Raw genomic sequence first — 20,420 nt, 5'->3', positions numbered from 1 at the left:
TCGAATTCCGCAGAATCGTCTCGACGTCTCTCTCGGTTCAATTCGAAGGACCGAAAGCTAGGGAACACCCAGCTAACAACCCACACAGCACCAACCCCACCAGCGATCGCATAATCCCCTCGATGACCGTCAATTGCCTGGTCAGGCATGCAAGTCGTGATCTTGTTCACGGTACTATCGCCCGAGCCTCACGAACGCGGGCACCAGGTCTGCGTGCGGCCCAGAACGAAGAGGTCCAGTCATGTCTGGTCGCCACAGTGAACGCAATCGCAAGAGACAACGCTCGGGTAGATCGAGTCTGCCGAAGTGGATTGCGCTGGCGGTGATCGCCATCCTGCTGAGCGGGCTCGGGGTATTCGCCTATAAGACGCTGTCCGACCGGTGCGGCGATATCAATACCTTCACCGTCACCGCTGACCCTGCCATCGCACCCGTCATATCGACAGTGGTTGACGACGCGAGCGCGAAGGAACTCGGCTGCGCAAAACTCATCGTGGACGCGAAGGCCTCAGCAGCGACGGCCGCGACGATCGGCAAGCCCAGCGGTGCGCCGGCATTGTGGCTCCCCGATTCGTCGATCTGGCTCGTGAAGCAGCTGCGGACCACCGGGTCCCCACTGGATTCGGCAAGCCAATCAGTGGCCAGAACCCCTGTCGTGGTGGCGGCCAAGCAAGGAGAGGCCCCGACGTTTGATTCGTGGCTGAGCGTGCTGAAACAGCCCGGCCTCCGGGTCGGCAATCCGCTCGATGACACCGTCGCGGCCGGTCCCGTGCTGGGCGCCCTCGCCGAGGCCGAACAGGGAAAGAGCGATCCCAACGCGATCACCGCGGCGCTCGTTCCCATCGCGCAGGCGCAGCTGACCAACACCAGACAGAGCAGCGCCGAGGAACGTCTGGGAGAGGTCGCCAAGGCCGGCGGCCTGGCGGTGTCGACCGAGCAACAGCTGGTCGACTACAACGCCAAACACCCGGACGCGAAACTCGTCGCCGTCGTACCCGCGACCGGCACCCCAACCCTGAACTATCCAATTGCGGTCACCGAATCCGCTAACGATCAACACGCCAAGGCCAAGCACTCCGGGGAGGCCCTCGCAGAGCGTCTCTCCGGCAGCAACGGTTCAAATGCCTTGGCGGGCGCCGGATTCCGGGGGCCCGACTTCACGCCGCTAGACGGCAAGGGCGTGGGCGCGGTGGAGACGCTCACCGTCAACGACCTGACGGCATTCGACACGGCAATGCGCCGATATGCGGTGCTGGCCTTACCTTCCCGGATGCTTGCCGTACTCGACGTGTCAGGCTCGATGCGGGCGCCCGCAGGGCCGGTGACGCGTGTCGCGCTGTTGAGCCAGGCGATCGACAACGGACTTCCGCTATTCCCCGAGAACGCGCAGATCGGGTTGTGGGTGTTCTCGATCGACAAGGGTGGGCCGGGCCAGGACTGGCGAGAGCTGCAGCCCATCCGACCTCTCAGCGAGAAGGTGGGCGACAGGCCCCAACGCCAGCTCCTCCTCGATGACGGCCGGGGTCTGGATTCCCTCGTGGGTGGTGGAACCGGTTTGTATGACACCACTCTCGCGGCATTCCGGAAGGTCCAGTCCACGTACAACCCCCACGCCATCAACAGCGTCGTGATCATCACCGACGGCACGAATGAGGATCCGAACGGTATCTCGCTGGATCGGCTGCTCGCCACATTGAAGAAGGAACAGGACCCGGCACGGCCCGTCGTGCTCATCACGCTCGGTATCACCGAGGACGCGGATGCCGATGTCCTCAAACAGATTTCGGAAGCCACCCCCGGTGGTGCCAGCCGAGTGGCACGCAGCGCCGACGAGATCCCCAATATCGTTACCGACCTCATCAGGGCTCGGACCGCCGCACGCTAAACGAAGACGGCCTCGGGCTCAGGCGGGTTCGCGAGCAGGGTTGGCAGCACGAAAACCCTGACATAGCGCCGAACCTGCTCGGGGTTATCGGTACCCGGGATCAATCCAAGTAACAACGACAGCGCGACGGACAGCACATAGCGCGCCGCGTCCTCGGGTCGCACGCCCTGACGCACCTCCGACATGCGAGTGCTGAAAACCCCCGCATACATCGACGTCAACAGGTCAATGAGGTTCGGGGCGTTGACAATCAGCGATGCGACAGTGCCGCGATCGTCGCGGTCCGCGAGCACCCGCAGCAGAGGGTTGGCGCCAACTTCTACCGAAACGATCACCATTGACTCGGGGATGATCTCGGCGAGGTCATTCAAGACGATGAGCCGGCCGATCATCTTGGCGATCTCATTCATGGTCGCTCGCACCACAAGCGCATCCATGAGTTCGTCACGATTTCGGAAGTGTCGGTAGATGACAGCCCGGCTATATCCCGCGTCCCGCGCGATGGCGTCCATCGTGGATGCGCCGTACCCACGCTCGATGAACAGCCGCTCTGCGGCATCAAGAAGCTGAGCTTGCGCCTGCTGTGCGGTGTTTCCGCCACCTGGAGGCCTACCGCGGCCCCGGGGAGCCTTGCTCTCGCCTGCACTCGTGCGAGCCATCGACCGCAGCCTCCTGACACCATATATTGACACTTCTCGCTAGATGCCTATTATCAAGACTGCGACGATCTCGACCCGGCATCAACCGGAAAGGCCCGAGTCTATATGCCCAACAACCCCGCAGACCTCGATGAATACTCAAATCCGAGTGGATCCGTACCGGATCAAGTGACGTGGACGCCCTGGCTCAAAGCCTGGCGCATGCTGTTCAGCTCGAAGTACCACGGCGATATCTACGAGGCATTTCTCGGGATGGAAGCCCCGGTCCTCGCGCGTGCGTACTACCAGGTACGGTCGCACCCGAACGGCCGCGCGTTGTTCCAGAAGAAGCCCGATCTACTTGCGGTGCTTGGCGACGAGAAATACCTCGCCTCGCTACCGTTCGGCAGTCTCGGGCACGCCTACCTGTCGTTTTTGCATACCAACAAGCTCGACGCAGGAGTGTTCGGTGAGGCCGACATCATCAGACCGATCGCCGAGAAGAACAACTGGGACGACGACTTTTACTACATGATCATTCGGGGCACAGCCCTGCACGACCTGTTTCACACCATCGGCGGCTACGGTCCCGATATCGCAGGCGAGATGGCCAACATCGGATTCCATTGCGGACAAATGGAACCCGCTGGCCCGCTGGAGAAGCTAGGGATGTTCGGAGCACTCACCCTGCCCGGCGGATCGGTGTCATTCAAGCTTCGCTACTACCGCCAAGCGGTGGAACGCGGCCGTCGCGCCGACCTGCTGATGGCAGCCCCCTGGGAAGCGCTACTCGACAAGCCGTACCGCGAAGTCCAGGAGATACTCGGCGTGAGCTCGGTCGAGGTGGCTCATCCACAAGGCAGATGGACCACCGAGTGGACACCACCGAGCATCACACCGCCGACTCCGTGGAACTACGAGCAGATTCTGGCCGCCGGGCCCGTGGCTGCCTGAACATTCATCGACTCAACACAATTCGACCGCGAAGGCCGGCGACGGAACCGACGGTGTCCCTGTGTCCAGCAGACCCTCACCACCTGGCCGCGCGACGGTGAACTCCATCGATCCAGTGTGACCGACGATCCTGGTCCCTGGTCGGCGATTGCGCGTTGTGGTTTAGTGGCCCAGAAGCAACAACGCTGTTGGCCACCCCAGAAGGTGAGATGCACCCATGACCGACACCGCCGTCGACATCCGGGAACGTGACATCGCAACGAACGGGGTGCGCCTGCGCACTCTTGAGGCAGGTGAACCCGGGCAGCCGGTAGTCGTTCTGGCCCATGGCTTCCCCGAGCTGGCATACTCCTGGCGTCACCAGATTCCAACGCTCGCCGCCGCCGGATATCACGTCATCGCTCCCGATCAGCGGGGTTACGGCGGGTCGAGTGCGCCCGAGCACATCGATGACTACAACATCGAGGCGCTATCCGATGATCTGCTCGGAATCCTCGATGATGTGGGTGCCAGCAAGGCGACGCTCGTCGGACACGATTGGGGTGCCGTCGTCACCTGGCATACCGCGCTCGCGGTCCCCGAACGCGTCGAGGGTGTCGCGGGTCTGTCGGTCCCCTTCACCCGACGCAGCCAGGTCGCGCCCACCCAGGCATGGAAAAAGCTGTTCGGCGACAACTTCTTCTACATCCTGTACTTCCAGGAACCCGGCGTCGCCGACGCCGAGCTGAATCGTGATCCGGCAGCGACGATGCGATGCATGTTGGCGGGCATGGCCCATATCGACGGCGCCACGATGATTGCCCCCGGCCCGGCCGGATTCATCGAGCGCATGACAGCACCAGAGCAGCTTCCCGGATGGCTCAGCGAAGCTGAATTAGACCACTACACAGCAGAATTCGCCAGCACAGGCTTTACCGGCGGGCTGAACTGGTACCGGAATTTCGATCGCAACTGGGCACTCACCCAGCATCTGGTGGGCGCGGATGTCGTTGTGCCGTCGTTATTCATCGCGGGTACCGCCGATCCCGTACTCGGCTTCACCGACCACGCCGGGAGCCTGAAACACCGCATCGATAACCGGGGCGACATCATGATCGAGGGCGCGGGGCACTGGATTCAGCAGGAGCGGCCGCAGGAAGTCAATGCCGCACTGCTGGAGTTCCTGCGGCAGGTGGCGCAATGACCCCCCTTCGTTTTGGCGCCTTCATCACACCGTTTCACCCTGTGGGCCAGAATCCCACCACCGCATTGGAATACGACCTGGACCGGGTGGTAGCGCTGGACCGGCTCGGTTACCACGAAGCCTGGTTCGGTGAACACCACTCCGGCGGATACGAATTGATCTCCTGTCCCGAGGTTTTCATCGCCACCGCCGCCGAGCGCACCAAGCACATCAGGCTGGGCACCGGGGTGGTATCGCTGCCGTACCACCACCCGCTCATGGTGGTGGACCGCTGGATACTGCTCGATCACATCACCAGGGGCCGGGTTATCTTCGGCACCGGGCCGGGGGCATTGCCCACCGACGCCTACATGATGGGTATCGATCCGGTGGATCAGCGACAGATGCAGGAGGAGTCGCTCGAAGCGATCCTGGCATTGTTGCGCGCGTCCCCGGATGAACGCATCAACCGCGAAACCTCGTGGTTCACACTGCGCGACGCGCAACTTCAGCTGCGTCCCTATACCTATCCCCATCCGGAAATCCTTACTGCCGCCATGTTTTCGCCCTCGGGTCCCCGTCTTGCCGGAAAACTGGGCGCTGGCCTGCTATCTCTGTCGGCGTCGATCCCGGGCGGGTTCGCGGCGCTCGAGAATGCCTGGGAGGTGGTGCGTGAGCAGGCCGCAGGCCATGGGCATCCCGAGCCCGATCGGTCCAGCTGGCGGGTGCTCGGCATCATGCATCTCGCCGAGACGCGCGAGCAGGCGATCGAGGACTGCACCTACGGGTTGCCCGATTACGCCCATTATTTCGGCGCTGTCGGTGTGCTCCCCCTCGCGAACGAGGTCGACGGCGCACCACTCGATCCGCGGGAATTCGTCAAGTCCTATGTAGAACAAGGGAACTGTTGCATCGGGACGCCCGATGACGCGATCGAGTACATCCAGGATCTGCTCGACAAATCGGGCGGCTTCGGCACCTTCCTGATGCTCGGCCACGATTGGGCATGCCCGGAGGCGACGTTCAAGTCCTATGAACTGTTTGCCCGCAAGGTAATTCCACATTTCACCGGCCAGCTGACCGCGGCCAAGGTCTCGCACGACTGGGCGCAGGCCAAGCGCGAGAAGCTGCTGGGGCGGGCCAGCGAGGCAGTCGCGAAAGCCATCGGCCAACACATGGCGGAAAGGTCATGATGCGAGCATCGGTACTGCGCAACGGCGCAATGGTCTATCGCGACGATGTCCCCGAACCGGTACCGGGTGAAGGCCAGGTGCTCGTGAAGGTCTCCGCGTGCGGAATCTGCGGATCCGACCTGCATTTCGCCAGACACGGCGCACTGGCCCTCGAACTGTCCAAACAGATGTCGGGCGTGCCCAGCCTGACGGACGGCGTCGACCTGGCGACCGACGTGTTCATGGGGCACGAGTTCGCCGCAGAGGTGATCGAAGCCGGACCGGGGACGGTGGCTCCCGCCCCCGGCACCGCGGTGACCTCGATTCCGATCCTGCTATCCGCCAAGGGTATCGAGCCGATCGTGTACAGCAACAGCACTCTTGGCGGCTACTCCGAGCAGATGCTGCTGAGTGCACCCCTGCTGCTGCCCATCCCCAACGGGCTCGATCCCAGGCACGCGGCCTTGACCGAACCGATGGCGGTCGGTCTGCACGCCGTCAACAAATCGGGTATCCAGCCGGGTACCGGAGCGATCGTCATCGGATGCGGCCCCATCGGAGCGGCGGTGATAGCCGCCCTCAACAACCTCGGTATCGAGCCGATCGTCGCCGCCGACTTCTCCCCTGCCCGACGCGATCTGGCACGGCTCATGGGGGCACACGAGGTCGTCGACCCCGCCGCCGAACCCACCTTCGAGGCCTGGTCCCGGGTTAGCAAGGGCTGGATGTCGCCGACATCGCGGCTCCAGGGCGCACCGGTGATCTTCGAAGCCGTCGGGGTGCCGGGCATCCTCAACGACGTGTTGCGCGACGCACCGCATAGCTCCCGGGTGGTGGTCGTGGGCGTCTGCATGGAGGCCGATGCCATCACCCCCTACTTCGGGATCGCGAAGGAAGTTGCAATCCAATTCGTACTCGCCTACGACCCCTCGGAGTTCTCCGAGACGCTGCGGCGAATCGCTCACGGCGAGATCGATGTTGCGCCACTCGTCACCGGTGAGGTAGGTCTGGAAGATGTCGGATCGGCATTTGCCGATCTCGGCGATCCGGAGCGCCACTGCAAGATTCTGGTGGTGCCCTAAAAGGTCGGGGAGGACAGGAAGTGACATGCAGGTACTGAGACGGAAAGCACTAACTCGAGCGACCGCGGTCGCGGTAACGGCGGCAATGGCCGTGCTGCTCGCAGGCTGCGGCGACGACTCCGACGCAAGCCCAGAGTCCACCCGGAATGTCACCGTCATCGGCAAGGGCGAGGTCAAGGGTGCACCCGATGTGCTGCGCGCCGACGTGGGCGTATCGGTGACCGCCAAGGACGTGTCCGGCGCGCTGTCGCAGGCCAGTGAGAAGGCCCAGGCCGTCATCGACGCCGTCGTAGGGGCCGGAGTGGCCCGCGAGGACGTACAGACCAACGAGCTGTCCATCCAACCCGAACAGACCTATCCGCAAGGCGGTGCACCACGTATCACCGGCTACAACGCCACCAATTCGGTGCGCATAAGCGTCCGCGACCTCAAGAAGGCCTCGGAGGTACTGGACAAGGCGGTGCAGGCCGGTGGTGACTCCGCGCGGCTGTCCGGCGTCACCTTCGATCTTGATAACGATGCCGACCTGGTGAAGGGTGCGCGGGAGCGTGCCTTCAACGATGCCAAGGCCCGCGCCGAGCAGTACGCCGGCCTGTCGGGATCCAAGCTGGGCAAGGTGCTGCGGATCGATGAATCACACGGGTCGGTGCCGCCCCCGGCACCGATGATGGGCAAGCGGGCACCCATGCAGGCGGACGCCTCATTCGCCCCTCCACTGGAACCGGGCCAGCAGACCGTGACGTTTGAAGTAAGCGTCATCTGGGAGCTGAACTAGACCATGGGCGACATCACGGTTGTCGGCCGGGGCGAGGCCAGCGGTAGTCCCGACGTGTTCATGGCCACCGTCGGGGTGTCGGTGCGATCGCGCCGCATCTCGGGGGTGATGGCCGATGTAAAGGCCAAGGCCCGCGCGGTGATCGATGCGGTGCTCGATTCAGGGGTGGCCGCAGAGGATGTCCGAACCGCCTGGATGTCGGTGCACCCGCAGTTCGACGGCAACCGGATAACCGGTTACGCCGCGGACAATTCGGTGCGGATCACCGTCCGTGACCTCTCCAAGGTGTCCGATGTGCTGGACAAGGCCGTCACCGCCGGAGGCGAGGCCGCGCAGCTATCCGGGGTGAGCTTCGACCTGCAGGACAGCACCGATCTCTCCACACAGGCACGGATGCGCGCATTCGCCGATGCTAGGGCGCGGGCCCAGCAGTACGCCACTCTCTCCGGCGGCTCCCTTGGGAAGGTGCTGCGCATCGATGAGACCGGCGGACACTCGGCGTCGCATCCCAGACCTGAATTCATGGCTCTGCGGGCGGGCGGCGGCCCCCCGGTGGAGGCGGGTCAGCAGACCGTCACCGCCGAAATCACCGTGGTGTGGGAGCTGCAATGAGCACCCACGGAAGGGCGTCAGACGCAGTTAGTCCATGTAGACGCGCGGGTGCAGGGTGCCGATGAAGGGCAGGTCGCGGTAACGCTCGCCGTAATCCAGCCCGTAACCGACCACAAACTCGTTAGGGATCTCGAATCCGACGAGGGCAACGTCGACGTCGACCTTCTTGGCCTCGGGCTTCCGCAGCAGCGAGCACACGTTGAGCGAACGCGGGCCGCGTGAGGCCAGGTTGCGCATGAGCCAGCTCAGGGTGAGGCCGGAGTCGATGATGTCCTCGACGATCAGCACGTCCAAATCCTGGATGTCCCGGTCCAGGTCCTTGAGAATGCGCACCACCCCGGAGGACGATGTTGCCGAGCCATAGGAACTGACGGCCATGAACTCCATCTGGGTGGGGATCGAGATAGCCCTGGCCAAATCCGAGACGAACATGACGGCACCCTTGAGCACGGTCACCAGCAGTAGGTCACCCTCGATATCGCGGTACTTCTCGCCAATCGCGGCGCCGAGCTCCTGGGTCCGCGCACGAATCTGCTCCTCGGTGAGGAGCACCGATTTCACATCACCGCTGTATTGCTCGCCGCATGCCTGTTGCTGTTCGCAGCTCACGACCGACAGCGTGCCATGGAGGACGTTGCCTATCCAAGCCGGAGGAGTTGGCTAGTGACTTTGTTTACGAAATAGGCCAATATGGAAACGTGAGCAATGACGCTTACGGGGTAGGCGAAAAGACAGAGTCCCGCGATATCCGCGTGGTCGTAATCGGGGCGGGCATGTCCGGGCTGTGCATGGCCTCCACGCTCCGGCACCGGGGTATCACCAACTTCACCGTGTACGAGAAGGCCGACGAGGTCGGCGGGACCTGGCGGGACAACACGTACCCGGGCCTGCAGTGCGATGTGCCCTCGCGCTACTACTCGTACTCCTTCGCCCCGAACCCCGGTTGGAGTAAAGGATTCTCGCCCGGGTCGGAGATCCATCAGTATTTCGTCAGGTTCGCCGACGAACAGGATGTGCGCAGGAACATTCGTTTCGGCGCCGCCGTCACCCGCGCCGAATGGGTGGATGGGCCCGGCCATCCCCACTGGGAGCTGGAACTTTCCGACGGCGGCCGCGATACCGCCGACGTCGTGGTGAGTGCCACCGGGGTGCTGCATCTGCCGCGCCTGCCGGATATCGAAGGATTGCAGAGCTTTACCGGGCCGTGTTTCCACTCGGCACGCTGGGACCACTCGGTGTCCTACGCCGGAAAACGGGTCGGCCTGATCGGAACGGGATCCTCGGGGGTCCAGATCATCAGCGCGCTCGCCGACGACGTGCAGAGCCTTTCGGTCTTCCAGCGCTCGGCGCAGTGGGTCGCACCCGTACCCAACTTCACGTACTCGACCATGTCGAAGTCCATCTGGTCGCGCGTTCGCATCCTGAACAGACTCTCGTATCGGATGTGGCGCTTCTACTTTGAACGCGGCGTGGGCGGATCAGTGGTGAATCCGGGAGCGCGGCGGCGGCTAATTCAGGGATTTGTGCGGGCCTCACATCGACTGCTCATCCGCGACCCAGAACTGCGCGCGAAGCTACATCCCGATTACGAGCCGCTGTGCCGTCGATTGGTGATGTCGGTGCCGTTCTTCAAGGCGGTCCAGCGGCCGAATGTCTCGGTGCTCACCGACGGTATCGACCGGATCGTTCCGCAGGGTGTGATCACCACGGACGGAGTTCTGCACGAACTCGATATCCTAGTGTGTGCCACTGGTTTTGACGCGCACTCGTACTTGCGCCCCATGGAGATGATCGGGCGCGACGGGCTCAAGCTGAGCGATGTGTGGAGTGACGGACCGCGCGCCTACCGTGCCGTCGGGCTTGCCGGATTTCCGAACTTCTTCCTCTTGATCGGGCCGAACAGCCCGATCGGGAACAACTCACTCATCTCGATCGCCGAAACCCAGGTGAAGTTCGCGATGCACTGGATCGACGAGATCCGTTCCGGCCGAGTTCAATCGGTGGCGCCGACGGCAAAGGCGGCCGAGACCTTCAACGCCGAGGTACGCCGGGCGATGCCCAACACCGTGTGGTCCACCGGATGCGATAGCTGGTACCTCGGCGCCGACGGAGTGCCGGAGCTGTGGCCATGGCCGCCCGTTGAGTACCGCCGTACGCTCGCGTCACCGATACGCGAGGACTTCGCGATCACCTAGCTTCCGATTTCGCGAGCAGACACCTATTGCACAGAAACGTCAGGTGACGCGTGCACTATGCGTCTGCTCGCGGAAGAACGGGGTGGACGGATAGAACCAGTTCGTCGCCTAACCTGGATGCCACCAGTCGCTGGTAGGGCAGGTCGGCACCCACCGCGACTCCACCTTGGCCGCGCCACTGCACCACGAGGGCGTCGACCGCGCGAATCTGGATGTCATTCAGGTCCTGCGCACCACCGGTCAGCAGCCAGAGTCTGATTACCCGTCGACGCACAGCGGGCGCCAGGCTCAGGAGGGCTGAAATCGCCAGAGACTCCGAGCCGGGGAACGCAGCCCGCGCCTGTGCGTCGAGTACATCCCCGTCTTCTTGTAGCGATGCCGCGGTCCGGGAGAGCGCCTCAGCGACACCGCCACCAAGCACCTGCTCCAACAGCGGCAGCACCTCGTGCCGCAGGCGCACCCTGACGAACCGCGCGTCCACGTTGTGTGGGTCTTCCCATGGGGTGAGCCCCAATTCATCACACGCGGCGCGCGTCTCGGTTCGCCGAATGTCGAGAAGGGGACGGCCCCATGGATCGTCCCAGGGACGCATCCCGGCGATCGAACGCCCACCGGATCCTCGTCCGAGTCCCAGCAGCACTGTTTCGGCTTGATCATCGAGAGTATGGGCAAGAAGTACCGGTAGCACACCCCGTGCCTGATCGAGTGCCGTATACCGGGCGGTGCGGGCGGCCGCTTCGAGCCCGCCCGCACCATCGACGGTCACCGAAAGTACCGACGCCTCAAAACATCCCAGAGCCAGCGCCCGGTTCCGCGCTTGGGCTGCCACCTCAGCCGACTCCTGCTGCAGCCCATGGTCGACGATGAGCGCGGTCACCACCCAGCCCTGCGCAACGGCCGCGGCCGCGAGTGCCAACGAATCCGCGCCACCCGAAAGCGCGACAGCCACCTCCGTCACACCCGGAAGATGCTGGGCTCCAAATGCTTTAACCGCTCTGCGGAGCGCTAAAGAACTCGGGTTATCCATTGGTCCGGGTTCTCGATCTCGGCGGGCCTGGGCAAAGTCTCGGAATCTCGCCAGACGGTGTTGAAGCGCTCCATGCCCACCTTCCCCACCACATGGTCGACGAATCTCTTGCCGCGGGTGTACTGGCGCATCTTGGCATCCATGCCGATGAGCGCACGGATGATCCGCTGCAGCGGTGGCTGTTTCCGCGAACGCCGCGCCTCGAAACGGGACCTGATGGATGACACCGAAGGGACGACCGCCGGGCCTACCGCGTCCATGACGTGGTCGGCATGCCCTTCGAGCAGTGTTCCCAAAACCAGCAGACGATCGAGGGCGTCCCTGCCACGTTCGGATTGCATGGCGCGCAACAGATCGACGATCCCGTTCTCGCCCTGACTCTTTGGAGAACGTACAAACCCGGCCAGCCTGCCAAGCATGCCGGCCACATCTTCCTCTTGCTCGTTTGCCAATGTCGCCAAGGTGCCCGACATATAGCCGGCAAGCCACGGGTTAGCCGAGAACTGCACACGGTGCGTCACCTCGTGCAGGCATACCCACATGCGGAAATCGCTTGGCAGCACTCGAAGTTGACGTTCCACTGCGATGATATTCGGGTAGACCAGCAGTAACGCACCTGCCCCATCGGTGGTGAACGGGTCGTACTGCCCGAGAATGCCCGACGAAACGAATGCCAGCACTGCACCGGTCTGCGCGCCGGCGATACGTCCCGACAAAAACCCTGTGTCTCCGCCTTCACCGCCGGCCATTAGGCGCATTGACTCCGCAGCGGCCGCAATCCACCGAGGCCGGTCAATAATCCGCGCTTCGGGCACCGCCAACCCGTCCGCCAGACCGGTGAGCTCACGCACCGGAGTCTCCGCGCGCCGTGCCGCGTCCGACAACTCGGCGATGGCCTGCTCGCGGGTGTACTCGGTGGTGGGTGGTGCGGGTCGCGCCAACTTGGCGCCCACGGTGGCGGCGAACTCCCAGTTGACCATGCGGCCAACCGTCAACTCAGGACGCCCGGTTTCAACTCCGCCCTGCGCGACCTGGCCCGACTCGGCCATCAGCTACATCCGCATGATCGCAGCACCGCCGCGGTGCTATCCACCGCATTGCGTGCCGTCGGGGCAGTGGCTTGGTTCTGCATCAACGCGAAGGTCAACACCCGGCCGCTCTCATCGGTGACCACACCGGCCAACGTGTGCACCCCGGTAAGCGAGCCGGTCTTGGCACGTAGCCACCCGGCCGCATCTTGGTTCTGGATAACAAATCTTTCCGAGAGCGTGCCGCTGCCACCGGCGATAGGCAGCACATCCAACAACGGCCGAAGCTTGGGGTGGTCGGGGCCGGCCGCCGCATTGATGACATCGTCGAGGGTGCGCGCGGTCACCCGATCCTCCGCCGAGAGCCCGCTCGAATCGCGAAGCGTCAAACCAGTGAGATCGATTCCCGCGCTACGTAGTTGGGTCGTGACCGCATCGACGGTGCCGGTGAAGGATTGTGGACGGCGGGACGCCAGCGCCACCTCGCGGCCGATGGTCTCCGCCATGACGTTGTCGGATGCGTTCATCATCTCGCGTAGCCGCTCCATAAGCGGCGCCGACTGAACCGACGCAATGGTTTTCGCCGCCGGCGGGGCCGCATCCAACCGCACCAGGTCGGGGTCCACGCCAAGCGCCGTTGCAAGCGCACGGCCCGCATCAAGTGCCGGTGTGGTGGAACGACGAGAGTCGTAGTCGGTCGGCTGCGTACGTCCGGCATCGACCATCACGGCCTGGATGGGCGCCACATCGCCGCCGTCGATATCGGCCGGATCCCACCCCTGCGCCATCGCGGGGCCACCGAACCGACTGATATCCACCGTGATCGACGTGACGGTGACCCCCGACTTACGCACCTGGTCGGCCAGATCGCTGATGCGCGCGGCGTCCCGGTACCAGGTGTCAGTACCCGGCGGCGCCGCACTGAGGATCGGATCTCCGCCGCCGACCAGAGTCACCAGTCCCCGCTGTCCCGCGGTATCGGCAACCACCGAGGTAGTGAGCTTGGCATCCCGATCAAGGGTGAGCAGTGACGCCGCCGCGGTCAATACCTTGTTCGTGGACGCCGGCACCATCGGCACCGTGGAACCCTGCTGCCACAGTTCCCGGCCGGTCAAGGCGTCGGTGACCCGGCCGGTGAACATGGCCAGGGCCGGATCAGCCAGTGCCTTATCCAGGGCCTGCACCAGTCCCTCCGCCGTCGGAATGGGAGCACTGTCGGAAACCGGCACCACGACGGGTTTGGGGGTGACCAGCGCCGGCTGCGATTCGGCCAACTGCGATTGCCGAGAAGATGAGGCCCCCGTGGTCAGCGACGCCAGGAGAACCAACGCGGCAACCGCCAGCACGACCGCGATGGCAAGCAGGATGTGGGTAGAGCGGCGCCAACGACGCGGATCCCAGGCCGCGCCCCTTCGCGCACGCTGGGGGTCCCTCCCACTTGTGGGGGCCTCATCAGAAGCCCTGGGCGTGACCATGCTGTGCAGGGTATCGCTATCCTGGTGCCCGCCTACTGGCACAGGCGTATCGGCGATGAGCCGCGTGCGCGAAGAGCATCAGATAAGGAGCGGGTGTGGAGTTCGACGTCACCATCGAGATCCCCAAGGGCCAGCGCAACAAGTACGAGGTCGATCACGAGACCGGCCGAGTGCGCCTGGACCGCTACCTCTACACGCCGATGGCCTACCCCGCCGACTACGGGTTCATCGAGAACACACTCGGCGAGGACGGCGATCCGCTGGACGCCTTGGTGCTGTTACCCGAGCCCCTCTTCCCGGGTGTGATCGTCGAGGCGCGCCCCGTCGCCATGTTCAAGATGGTCGACGACGGCGGCGGTGACGACAAGGTGCTGTGTGTACCCGCCGGAGACCCGCGCTGGGACCACATCCAGGACCTCGGCGACGTGTCGAGCTTCGAGCTGGATTCCATTAAGCACTTCTTCGTGCACTACAAGGATCTCGAGCCCGGCAAGTTCGTCGAGGCCGCCGACTGGGTGGGCCGCGCCGAGGCCGAGGCCGAGGTGCTGGCATCGTTCGAGCGCCTCAAGACTCAGGGGCACTGACCACGGTCAGGGCGCAATACATACGGCGCCCATCGGCCCGCTGTTGCTGGCCACCACCACACCGTCGATGGTGATCGAGCAACTGGCCTCACCATTGTTCACGTACATCCGCGGCGAAGCCGCGAAGTTGGTGATGGTCAACGAGACTCCCCACGGGAGTGTGGCGCCGTCCATGACGACCGTCTCGGCGCCGGTCCAATAGCTGACCCTCAAGGGAAAATGTACGGGACCGGGATCGATGCCCGAGCCCCACGCGCTATAGGTGACGCTCTTGCCTCCGGTGCCCGACCCGCCGGGGCCTTGGCCGGTGGTGGGCACCGGCTTCGGCGCCTCGGTGGTGGTGGGAACGGGGGGTGCCTCGGTGGTTGTCGGGGTGGTCTCGACACCGGTGCTGGGGTTTGGCGGGGGTGGCGAGGGCGGGGGTGGCTCCGTCGTCGTTATCGACGGCATCGGGAAGTCATTGGGCCCGGTCCACGTCGTCGACGGAGTGACCGTGACCGTCGTCGGGGCAGCCATCTCGGTTCGGCGGGTGATGACCAAGATCGAGGTAAGGGCTATCGCCAGCACCGCCAGCACACTGACGCCGGCGACTATCCACGGCCATTTCGGGGGCTTCGGATCCTCGGGATAGGGAACCGGCTCGGAGCCGGGCCATGGCTCCTGCGGATACTGCTGCCAGTACGGATCCGTCACTGTCCCCCCACTCCTTCCCCGCCGGGCCAACCCTTCAGGCCCGGCGGCAATGTTACGTCGCGTTAAGCTCCTGCAAAATTGGCGGTCCCCCTCTAGCGAACAGCGGCGACGGCCCGAATCATGGTCCTATGTTGATGCATCAGGGCATCGGCCGCGAGATCTTCAACCAGATGCCCGAGACAAAGGCGGTTCACGCGCTGTACGAGTGTGGTGGCAGCGTGACTTGGGCACGGAAAATCGCCGCGGCACGGCCGTTCGCCGATCACGACCTCTTGTTCCGGTGCGCCGATAACGAGCTGTTCGCGTTGTCGGAGGAGTCGCTGGACGAGGTGCTGATCGCCTATCCCCCACTGGGCAAACGCCCAGGAAGTGCGCGCTCGCATGCGGAGCAGTGCGCGATCCGCGACGAAACTCCGGGGATGATGGCCGCGCTGCGGGCCGCCGCCCATCGATACGAGCACCACTTCGGCCATCGCTTCGTCATGCACTTGTGCGGACAGAACGGCGCCTCGGTGCTGCGAGCCATCTCCGACCGGATGCACCACGACGTGGACACCGAACGCAAGGTGACCCGCAACGAGCTCGCAAAGATCAATCGCACCCGACTGGAGCGCATGCTTGGCCCCGAGGGTGGCTACGACAACTGGTGATCACAGGGCCCACGGTCAGGCCGCCAGCGGCACCCGCTGCGGCAGCAATGCCAGCACCCGGTGTGCCGCGCAACTGATATCCGTCGTCGGCGACGCGGGAATCAGCGTCACCCCGTCGGCCACGCCAGCCAGGTAGATATCGGCGATCAAACCGGCCAGCCCTTCAGGGGTCCCTGCATAGGAGACCGCGGTCGGAACCCTCAGGCCCGCGAAATGCTTACGCGCCGATCGTGAGTCGGACTCGATATGCACGTAGACATCCAGGATGGCTGCGGGTGAGTCCTGCCGCGAGGTACGCAATGAACGCCTGGTCCGCTGCGCATGCTTGAGGTCGGGCGCGTTGACACGCTCGGTGCTGCCGACACCACCGGTCAGCTCATGCCATCCGGCAGCATCCTCGGTGAACACACGAAACGCTTGAGCCTGTGCCGCCACAGATCCGACTGTACCGGCGACCGGCCCATTCACCAGGGTTCAATTCCCGGTGAATGGATCGGACTAAGGCTTCACCTGCTCAACGGGCTGCTGACGAGTGGGCGCCGGAGCGCGCTCGGTCAGATTGTCGACGAGGCGTTGCACCCTGGGCATGAGCGTGTCGATATCCAAGCCAAGCCAGTACGGAATCGGATACATGAAATGCCGATTGAGGCCGGGGAGGAGCCTACTGAGGAAGTAGCCCAACCAAGCTTCCGGGCGGACCGGGGCCACCGCGAAGTTGTAGCGGGCGGCTCGGACTGTCGCTCGGGCCACTTGTGGTGGGCCGATCAGGTTGTCCAGCACGCGCATCGGGGCAGAGGACTGGACGGTCCGCATGATGTTGTTGGCGCGCTCGCGCATGTCGTCACTGACATCCAAACCGGCAACGGTTGCGTTCACGCCGATGTTGGTATTGATGAACCCCGGACATACCGCCGATACACCGATTCCCTTGGGCCCTAATTCCATCCGCATACACTCGCTCAGCATCTTCACCGCAGCCTTGGAGGCCGAGTACGCCGGGAACACCGGCGTCGGGGTGATGGCTCCGGCCGATGCGATATTGACGATCTGCCCGCCGCGCCCACGCTCTGCCATCTGCTTGCCAAAGACCTTGCCGCCGTATGCGACGCCAAACACGTTGACCTTGAACTGCTTTTCCCAGTGTTCCTGCTCGAGGTCGAAGAAGCGCCCACCGACCAAGATGCCCGCGTTGTTCACCAGCACGTCGGCGACACCGTATTCCGCCCGGACCTGATCGGCGAAGCGTTCCCAGGCTGCCGGATCAGTGACATCGAGCTGGAAGCCGACGGCCCGATACCCCTTCTTGTGGATGATCTCCGCAGTCTCCTGAGCGGTGGACAGATCCAGATCGGAGGCGACCACCTCCGCACCACCCTTGGCGAATTGGATCGCGATGGCCCGCCCGATACCGCTGCCGGCACCGGTCACCACGACGAGTTCAGGCTTACGGCCGGGAATCAGCCTCATCCCACTACCTCCTTGTTGCGCTTCCGCGTCGACCTGGACTTCGTTGCCGGAGCGGCAGTCTCGGCGCTGTATCGGTAGTTGTCGAGAGGGAAATACTTGTTGTGGTAGTACATTTCGCCAAAGCCACCGGGACGGAACGGTGAGTCGCCGTGATCGTCGATGTAGTAGGTGTTCGACGTCGCGCAGGCCGGTGACAGCCACAGGTGATTCTTGTTGCGCTCGTGCATCTTGTGGAAGTAGGCGTCGTGCACGTCCTGCTTCACCTCGGCAGTGGTCGTCCCACGCTTCTTGGTCTCGGCGATCACACGCGCCGCGTGCGCGGTGGTTGACTCGATCAGCATGTGGTACGGACCGAACACATATCCGTACGGTCCCGTCACTATGTAGAGGTTGGGATAGTCGGGGATGGAAACGCCCTGGTACGCCTGGTACCGATTCACTTGGAAGAATCCCTGAAGATCCTTCCCGCCACGCCCCGAGACGGGGAAGGCCGGCGTGTGTTCCCAGAGGTGAAATCCCGTGGCGCAGATCAGCACATCGACTTCGTGCTCTACACCATCCGCGGTGAGCAGCCCCTTCTCGGTGATTCGCTGAATCGGCTCGGTGGCCAGGGCGACGTTGGGGCGGTTGAACGTCTTGAGATACGTGTTGGAGAAGGAAGGCCGTTTGCAGCCGAATCCGTAGTACGGCAGTAACTTTTCCCGAGTGACCGGATCATCGACCTGGCTACGCATCCATGCACGAATCCTGTTGGCCACGAACATCGATGCGGATTCGACATACTTGGAGTCGAGGCGCCACAGCGCATCCGGCGTGTATGCGGTACTCAGATTGATGGCGTGACGGATGCCCTTGGCCAGACCGGGGAATCCAAAGAGGGCACGCCAAAAACGGTTGTACTTCAGATCGGGCTTGGGTCCGACGTAAATCGGGGTGCGTTGGAAGACCGTGAGATGGCTGACCTCCTCGGCGATCTCCGGAACCAACTGCAACGAGGTCGCACCGGTTCCGATAACGGCGACCCGCTTGCCTGCGAGCTGAACATCCTTGTCCCACAACGCGGTGTGCATCAGCACACCTTGGTAGGTGTCGAGGCCGTCGATCTCGGGAAGTTTGGGCTGCTCAAGCCCACCGGTCGCAGCGATCACGTGTCGGGCAGTGATCTCACTATCGCCCTCCAGGCTGATGCGCCACATATTGCATGTCTCGTCGAATGCCTGGCGCACAACCCTGGTGTTGAATCGAATCTTGTCTCGCAATCCGTGCTTGTCGACAAGCTCCTGCGCATACTCTTCCAGCTCGTCGCCGGGAGTGAAGAACTTCGACCAGGTGGTCTTCTGGTCATAGGAGAAGCTGTAGATGAAGGTCGGGATGTCGACTGCGACGCCCGGGTACTTGTTGGCGTGCCAGGTGCCACCGGCCGCATCCCACTTCTCCAGGATGACGTAGTCGTCGATGCCCTTTTTGTTCAGCTCGACGCCCGCACCGATACCGCCGAAGCCGGCCCCGATGATGACTACCTCGTGGTCGGGAACGACCTGTTCCCGACCATTGACCTCGCTACTTCCCATACGTGCACTAGTCATATACGACTTCCTTGTCCGTCCGACTGGTTAAGCGTCGAACAGAAAGTACCACGTATTACTAGTTACATATATTTATTGGCTCAGGTGACCTAAGAAATCCGGCCATGGGCGCGGATCGTCGACAGGACCTACCTGCCCATCGTGTTCGATATAGGTCAGGGCGGGACCGTTGCGCACCAGCTGGTCGATGGCTTCGAGAAGCCGGGTGATATCGCTTGCGGTGGTTCCCAATCCGATGCTGGCACGCACCGCTCCCCCCGGCGCGCCCAGCCTGGCCAACAGTGGGTGGGCGCAGAACCTGCCGTCACGCAGGCCTATACCGTGCTCGGCCGAGAGGTAGGCAGCGACGACCGAGGGCGTGTATCCGACGACGGTGAACGACACGATACCCAGGGCCTCACGACCTTCGGCCCAAATACGCAGGGTGTCAACGCCTTCGATCGCGTCCAGGCCGTCGCGTAATTGGGCAGTGAGCACATCCTCGACATCGCTTAGCTCACCAAGAGCGCCCAGCGCCTCGCAGGCCGCGGCCACCGCGGCGACACCAACCACATTGGGGGTGCCCGCCTCATGCCGTTGCGGCCCGGTGAGCCAGTCGGCTCCGTCAATGCCCACATTGCGGACGGCTCCGCCCCCGGCGAGATAGGGCTGCGCGGCGTCGAGCCAGTCACCTTGCCCGACAAGGACTCCGGCACCGAATGGTGCGTACAGTTTATGCCCGGAGAAGGCCAGATAGTCGATTCCAGTCGCCGCCAGATCGATTCGACGGTGCGGCACCAACTGTGCTCCGTCCACCGCTATCCGAGCCCCATGTCGGTGGGCGACGGCCGCAAGTTCGGCCAGCGGCAATACCTCACCTGTGACATTGGAGGCGCCGGTGACAGCCAGCAATGCGGCGGGCCGTCGCGCCAGTTCCTCGTCCAGCGCGGCAATGGTGTCCGCGACGGTGGCACGATGCCGCACCACCCGTGCGCCATATCGCTGCCAGGTCAACAGGTTTGCGTGGTGCTCGATATCCAGCACCACCACCTTTGGATGTCGCCGGCTTTCGGGCTCCGTCCCTGAATGTCGCCGGCTTTCGGGCTCCGCCGCACCCGGCACCGCCGAAGCCAGCAGATTGAGCGAGTCGGTGGTGTTGCGGGTGAAGATCACATGGTGACCGGCTGCGGCTCCAACGAAGCGCGCGACCGTTTCCCGAGCTCCCTCGTAAAGGGTCGTGCACACCCGCGAGGCGTACCCGGCCCCGCGGTGCACGCTGGCGTAATACGGCAGCAGCTCGGTGATGCGGTCCGCGACATCACAAAGCGCGGGCGCACTCGCCGCATAGTCGAAATTGGCGTACCTGATCCAGCCACCTTGGGCCAGAGGAACTTTGGTATCGGCCCCAACAACACGTGCGACCGCTTGTTCGGATACTGACATGTGACATCCTGTC

General features: G+C 63.7%; 20 protein-coding genes. 10 read left to right on the top strand and 10 right to left on the bottom strand.

The window, feature by feature from the left end; translation table 11 throughout:
- Positions 1–316: 316 nt before the first annotated feature.
- Entirely contained in the window at positions 317–1,885 is a 1,569-nt protein-coding gene (locus AB0H22_RS14155; RefSeq protein ID WP_358147054.1) for a substrate-binding domain-containing protein, read from the top strand.
- Here AB0H22_RS14155 and AB0H22_RS14150 read toward each other — a convergent pair.
- The gene (locus AB0H22_RS14150) at positions 1,882–2,544 is read right to left on the bottom strand and encodes a helix-turn-helix domain-containing protein (protein WP_180750750.1); all 663 of its coding nucleotides are present in this window, start codon (positions 2,542–2,544) and stop codon (positions 1,882–1,884) included. The two genes, AB0H22_RS14155 and AB0H22_RS14150, sit on opposite strands and share 4 nt — an antisense overlap.
- A gap of 105 nt (positions 2,545–2,649) precedes the next feature.
- Between AB0H22_RS14150 and AB0H22_RS14145 the strand changes: the two genes are divergently transcribed.
- The 6 genes from AB0H22_RS14145 (at position 2,650) to AB0H22_RS14120 (ending at position 8,280) form a co-directional block, all read left to right on the top strand.
- Positions 2,650–3,477, top strand: a complete 828-nt coding sequence (locus AB0H22_RS14145; protein WP_180750749.1) for a Coq4 family protein — start codon at positions 2,650–2,652, stop codon at positions 3,475–3,477.
- A 217-nt stretch (positions 3,478–3,694) separates the two neighbouring features.
- Positions 3,695–4,660 (top strand): alpha/beta hydrolase, encoded by a 966-nt coding sequence (locus AB0H22_RS14140; RefSeq protein ID WP_180750748.1) that lies wholly within the window; start codon positions 3,695–3,697, stop codon positions 4,658–4,660.
- Positions 4,657–5,832: an LLM class flavin-dependent oxidoreductase gene (locus AB0H22_RS14135; protein ID WP_358146984.1), complete on the top strand. Its 1,176-nt coding sequence runs from the start codon at positions 4,657–4,659 to the stop codon at positions 5,830–5,832. Before AB0H22_RS14140 ends, AB0H22_RS14135 begins: the two co-directional genes overlap by 4 nt.
- Positions 5,832–6,893, top strand: coding sequence for a zinc-binding dehydrogenase (locus tag AB0H22_RS14130; RefSeq protein ID WP_180750865.1), 1,062 nt, complete (start codon positions 5,832–5,834; stop codon positions 6,891–6,893). Before AB0H22_RS14135 ends, AB0H22_RS14130 begins: the two co-directional genes overlap by 1 nt.
- 25 nt (positions 6,894–6,918) lie before the next feature.
- A complete protein-coding gene (locus tag AB0H22_RS14125; protein ID WP_180750746.1) occupies positions 6,919–7,668 on the top strand; it encodes an SIMPL domain-containing protein in 750 nt (249 codons plus the stop codon).
- Positions 7,669–7,671: 3 nt separating this feature from the next.
- Positions 7,672–8,280, top strand: coding sequence for an SIMPL domain-containing protein (locus tag AB0H22_RS14120; RefSeq protein WP_180750745.1), 609 nt, complete (start codon positions 7,672–7,674; stop codon positions 8,278–8,280).
- Between the two features lie 27 nt (positions 8,281–8,307).
- Here the strand turns inward: AB0H22_RS14120 and hpt are convergent, their stop codons facing one another.
- A complete protein-coding gene (gene hpt, locus AB0H22_RS14115; protein ID WP_358146983.1) occupies positions 8,308–8,889 on the bottom strand; it encodes a hypoxanthine phosphoribosyltransferase in 582 nt (193 codons plus the stop codon).
- A gap of 89 nt (positions 8,890–8,978) precedes the next feature.
- On the opposite strand from hpt, the gene AB0H22_RS14110 reads away from it, so the two are divergent.
- A complete protein-coding gene (locus tag AB0H22_RS14110) occupies positions 8,979–10,475 on the top strand; it encodes an NAD(P)/FAD-dependent oxidoreductase (RefSeq protein WP_180750743.1) in 1,497 nt (498 codons plus the stop codon).
- 55 nt (positions 10,476–10,530) lie between these two features.
- Here AB0H22_RS14110 and tilS read toward each other — a convergent pair whose 3' ends face one another.
- The 3 genes from tilS to dacB are packed head-to-tail and all read right to left on the bottom strand — an operon-like array spanning position 10,531 to position 14,005.
- On the bottom strand, positions 10,531–11,424 hold the full coding sequence (tilS, locus tag AB0H22_RS14105) for a tRNA lysidine(34) synthetase TilS (protein ID WP_358147053.1): 894 nt from the start codon (positions 11,422–11,424) through the stop codon (positions 10,531–10,533).
- A 56-nt stretch (positions 11,425–11,480) separates the two neighbouring features.
- Positions 11,481–12,551: a zinc-dependent metalloprotease gene (locus AB0H22_RS14100; RefSeq protein WP_180750742.1), complete on the bottom strand. Its 1,071-nt coding sequence runs from the start codon at positions 12,549–12,551 to the stop codon at positions 11,481–11,483.
- Positions 12,551–14,005: a D-alanyl-D-alanine carboxypeptidase/D-alanyl-D-alanine-endopeptidase gene (gene dacB / locus AB0H22_RS14095; RefSeq protein WP_358146980.1), complete on the bottom strand. Its 1,455-nt coding sequence runs from the start codon at positions 14,003–14,005 to the stop codon at positions 12,551–12,553. The genes AB0H22_RS14100 and dacB overlap by 1 nt, the downstream gene beginning before the upstream one ends.
- A gap of 95 nt (positions 14,006–14,100) precedes the next feature.
- On the opposite strand from dacB, the gene AB0H22_RS14090 reads away from it, so the two are divergent.
- On the top strand, positions 14,101–14,589 hold the full coding sequence (locus tag AB0H22_RS14090; protein ID WP_180750740.1) for an inorganic diphosphatase: 489 nt from the start codon (positions 14,101–14,103) through the stop codon (positions 14,587–14,589).
- Positions 14,590–14,595: 6 nt separating this feature from the next.
- Here the strand turns inward: AB0H22_RS14090 and AB0H22_RS14085 are convergent, their stop codons facing one another.
- Positions 14,596–15,282, bottom strand: a complete 687-nt coding sequence (locus AB0H22_RS14085; protein WP_180750739.1) for a hypothetical protein — start codon at positions 15,280–15,282, stop codon at positions 14,596–14,598.
- Positions 15,283–15,410: 128 nt separating this feature from the next.
- Here AB0H22_RS14085 and AB0H22_RS14080 point away from each other — a divergent pair, with 128 nt between their 5' ends.
- On the top strand, positions 15,411–15,932 hold the full coding sequence (locus AB0H22_RS14080; RefSeq protein ID WP_180750738.1) for a 2-oxo-4-hydroxy-4-carboxy-5-ureidoimidazoline decarboxylase: 522 nt from the start codon (positions 15,411–15,413) through the stop codon (positions 15,930–15,932).
- A gap of 15 nt (positions 15,933–15,947) precedes the next feature.
- Here the strand turns inward: AB0H22_RS14080 and AB0H22_RS14075 are convergent, their stop codons facing one another.
- The 4 genes from AB0H22_RS14075 to AB0H22_RS14060 all read right to left on the bottom strand — a co-directional run bounded on the left by AB0H22_RS14075 (position 15,948) and on the right by AB0H22_RS14060 (position 20,407).
- Entirely contained in the window at positions 15,948–16,367 is a 420-nt protein-coding gene (locus tag AB0H22_RS14075) for a hypothetical protein (RefSeq protein WP_180750737.1), read from the bottom strand.
- Between the two features lie 63 nt (positions 16,368–16,430).
- Positions 16,431–17,399 carry an SDR family NAD(P)-dependent oxidoreductase gene (locus tag AB0H22_RS14070; RefSeq protein WP_358146979.1) on the bottom strand — a complete coding sequence of 323 codons (969 nt, stop codon included), beginning with the start codon at positions 17,397–17,399 and terminating at the stop codon, positions 16,431–16,433.
- Complete coding sequence (locus AB0H22_RS14065) at positions 17,396–18,985, bottom strand: NAD(P)/FAD-dependent oxidoreductase (RefSeq protein WP_358146977.1); 1,590 nt, start codon at positions 18,983–18,985, stop codon at positions 17,396–17,398. Before AB0H22_RS14065 ends, AB0H22_RS14070 begins: the two co-directional genes overlap by 4 nt.
- A 72-nt stretch (positions 18,986–19,057) precedes the next feature.
- Entirely contained in the window at positions 19,058–20,407 is a 1,350-nt protein-coding gene (locus tag AB0H22_RS14060) for an aminotransferase class V-fold PLP-dependent enzyme (RefSeq protein WP_358146976.1), read from the bottom strand.
- Between the last annotated feature and the right edge of the window lie 13 nt (positions 20,408–20,420).

The sequence above is a fragment of the Mycobacterium sp. NPDC050853 genome, from assembly GCF_040653875.1.
Lineage (GTDB): Bacteria > Actinomycetota > Actinomycetes > Mycobacteriales > Mycobacteriaceae > Mycobacterium.
This window is presented reverse-complemented; position numbering and strand designations above follow the sequence as displayed.

Coding starts and splice junctions, on each gene's coding strand:
- dacB (WP_358146980.1), bottom strand. CDS start 14,005: ATGGTCACGCCCAGGGCTTCTGATGAGGCCCCCACAAGTGGGAGGGAC.
- AB0H22_RS14130 (WP_180750865.1), top strand. CDS start 5,832: ATGCGAGCATCGGTACTGCGCAACGGCGCAATGGTCTATCGCGACGAT.
- AB0H22_RS14125 (WP_180750746.1), top strand. CDS start 6,919: ATGCAGGTACTGAGACGGAAAGCACTAACTCGAGCGACCGCGGTCGCG.
- AB0H22_RS14145 (WP_180750749.1), top strand. CDS start 2,650: ATGCCCAACAACCCCGCAGACCTCGATGAATACTCAAATCCGAGTGGA.
- AB0H22_RS14150 (WP_180750750.1), bottom strand. CDS start 2,544: ATGGCTCGCACGAGTGCAGGCGAGAGCAAGGCTCCCCGGGGCCGCGGT.
- AB0H22_RS14060 (WP_358146976.1), bottom strand. CDS start 20,407: ATGTCAGTATCCGAACAAGCGGTCGCACGTGTTGTTGGGGCCGATACC.
- AB0H22_RS14080 (WP_180750738.1), top strand. CDS start 15,411: ATGTTGATGCATCAGGGCATCGGCCGCGAGATCTTCAACCAGATGCCC.
- AB0H22_RS14140 (WP_180750748.1), top strand. CDS start 3,695: ATGACCGACACCGCCGTCGACATCCGGGAACGTGACATCGCAACGAAC.
- AB0H22_RS14120 (WP_180750745.1), top strand. CDS start 7,672: ATGGGCGACATCACGGTTGTCGGCCGGGGCGAGGCCAGCGGTAGTCCC.
- AB0H22_RS14065 (WP_358146977.1), bottom strand. CDS start 18,985: ATGACTAGTGCACGTATGGGAAGTAGCGAGGTCAATGGTCGGGAACAG.
- AB0H22_RS14100 (WP_180750742.1), bottom strand. CDS start 12,551: ATGGCCGAGTCGGGCCAGGTCGCGCAGGGCGGAGTTGAAACCGGGCGT.
- AB0H22_RS14135 (WP_358146984.1), top strand. CDS start 4,657: ATGACCCCCCTTCGTTTTGGCGCCTTCATCACACCGTTTCACCCTGTG.
- AB0H22_RS14070 (WP_358146979.1), bottom strand. CDS start 17,399: ATGAGGCTGATTCCCGGCCGTAAGCCTGAACTCGTCGTGGTGACCGGT.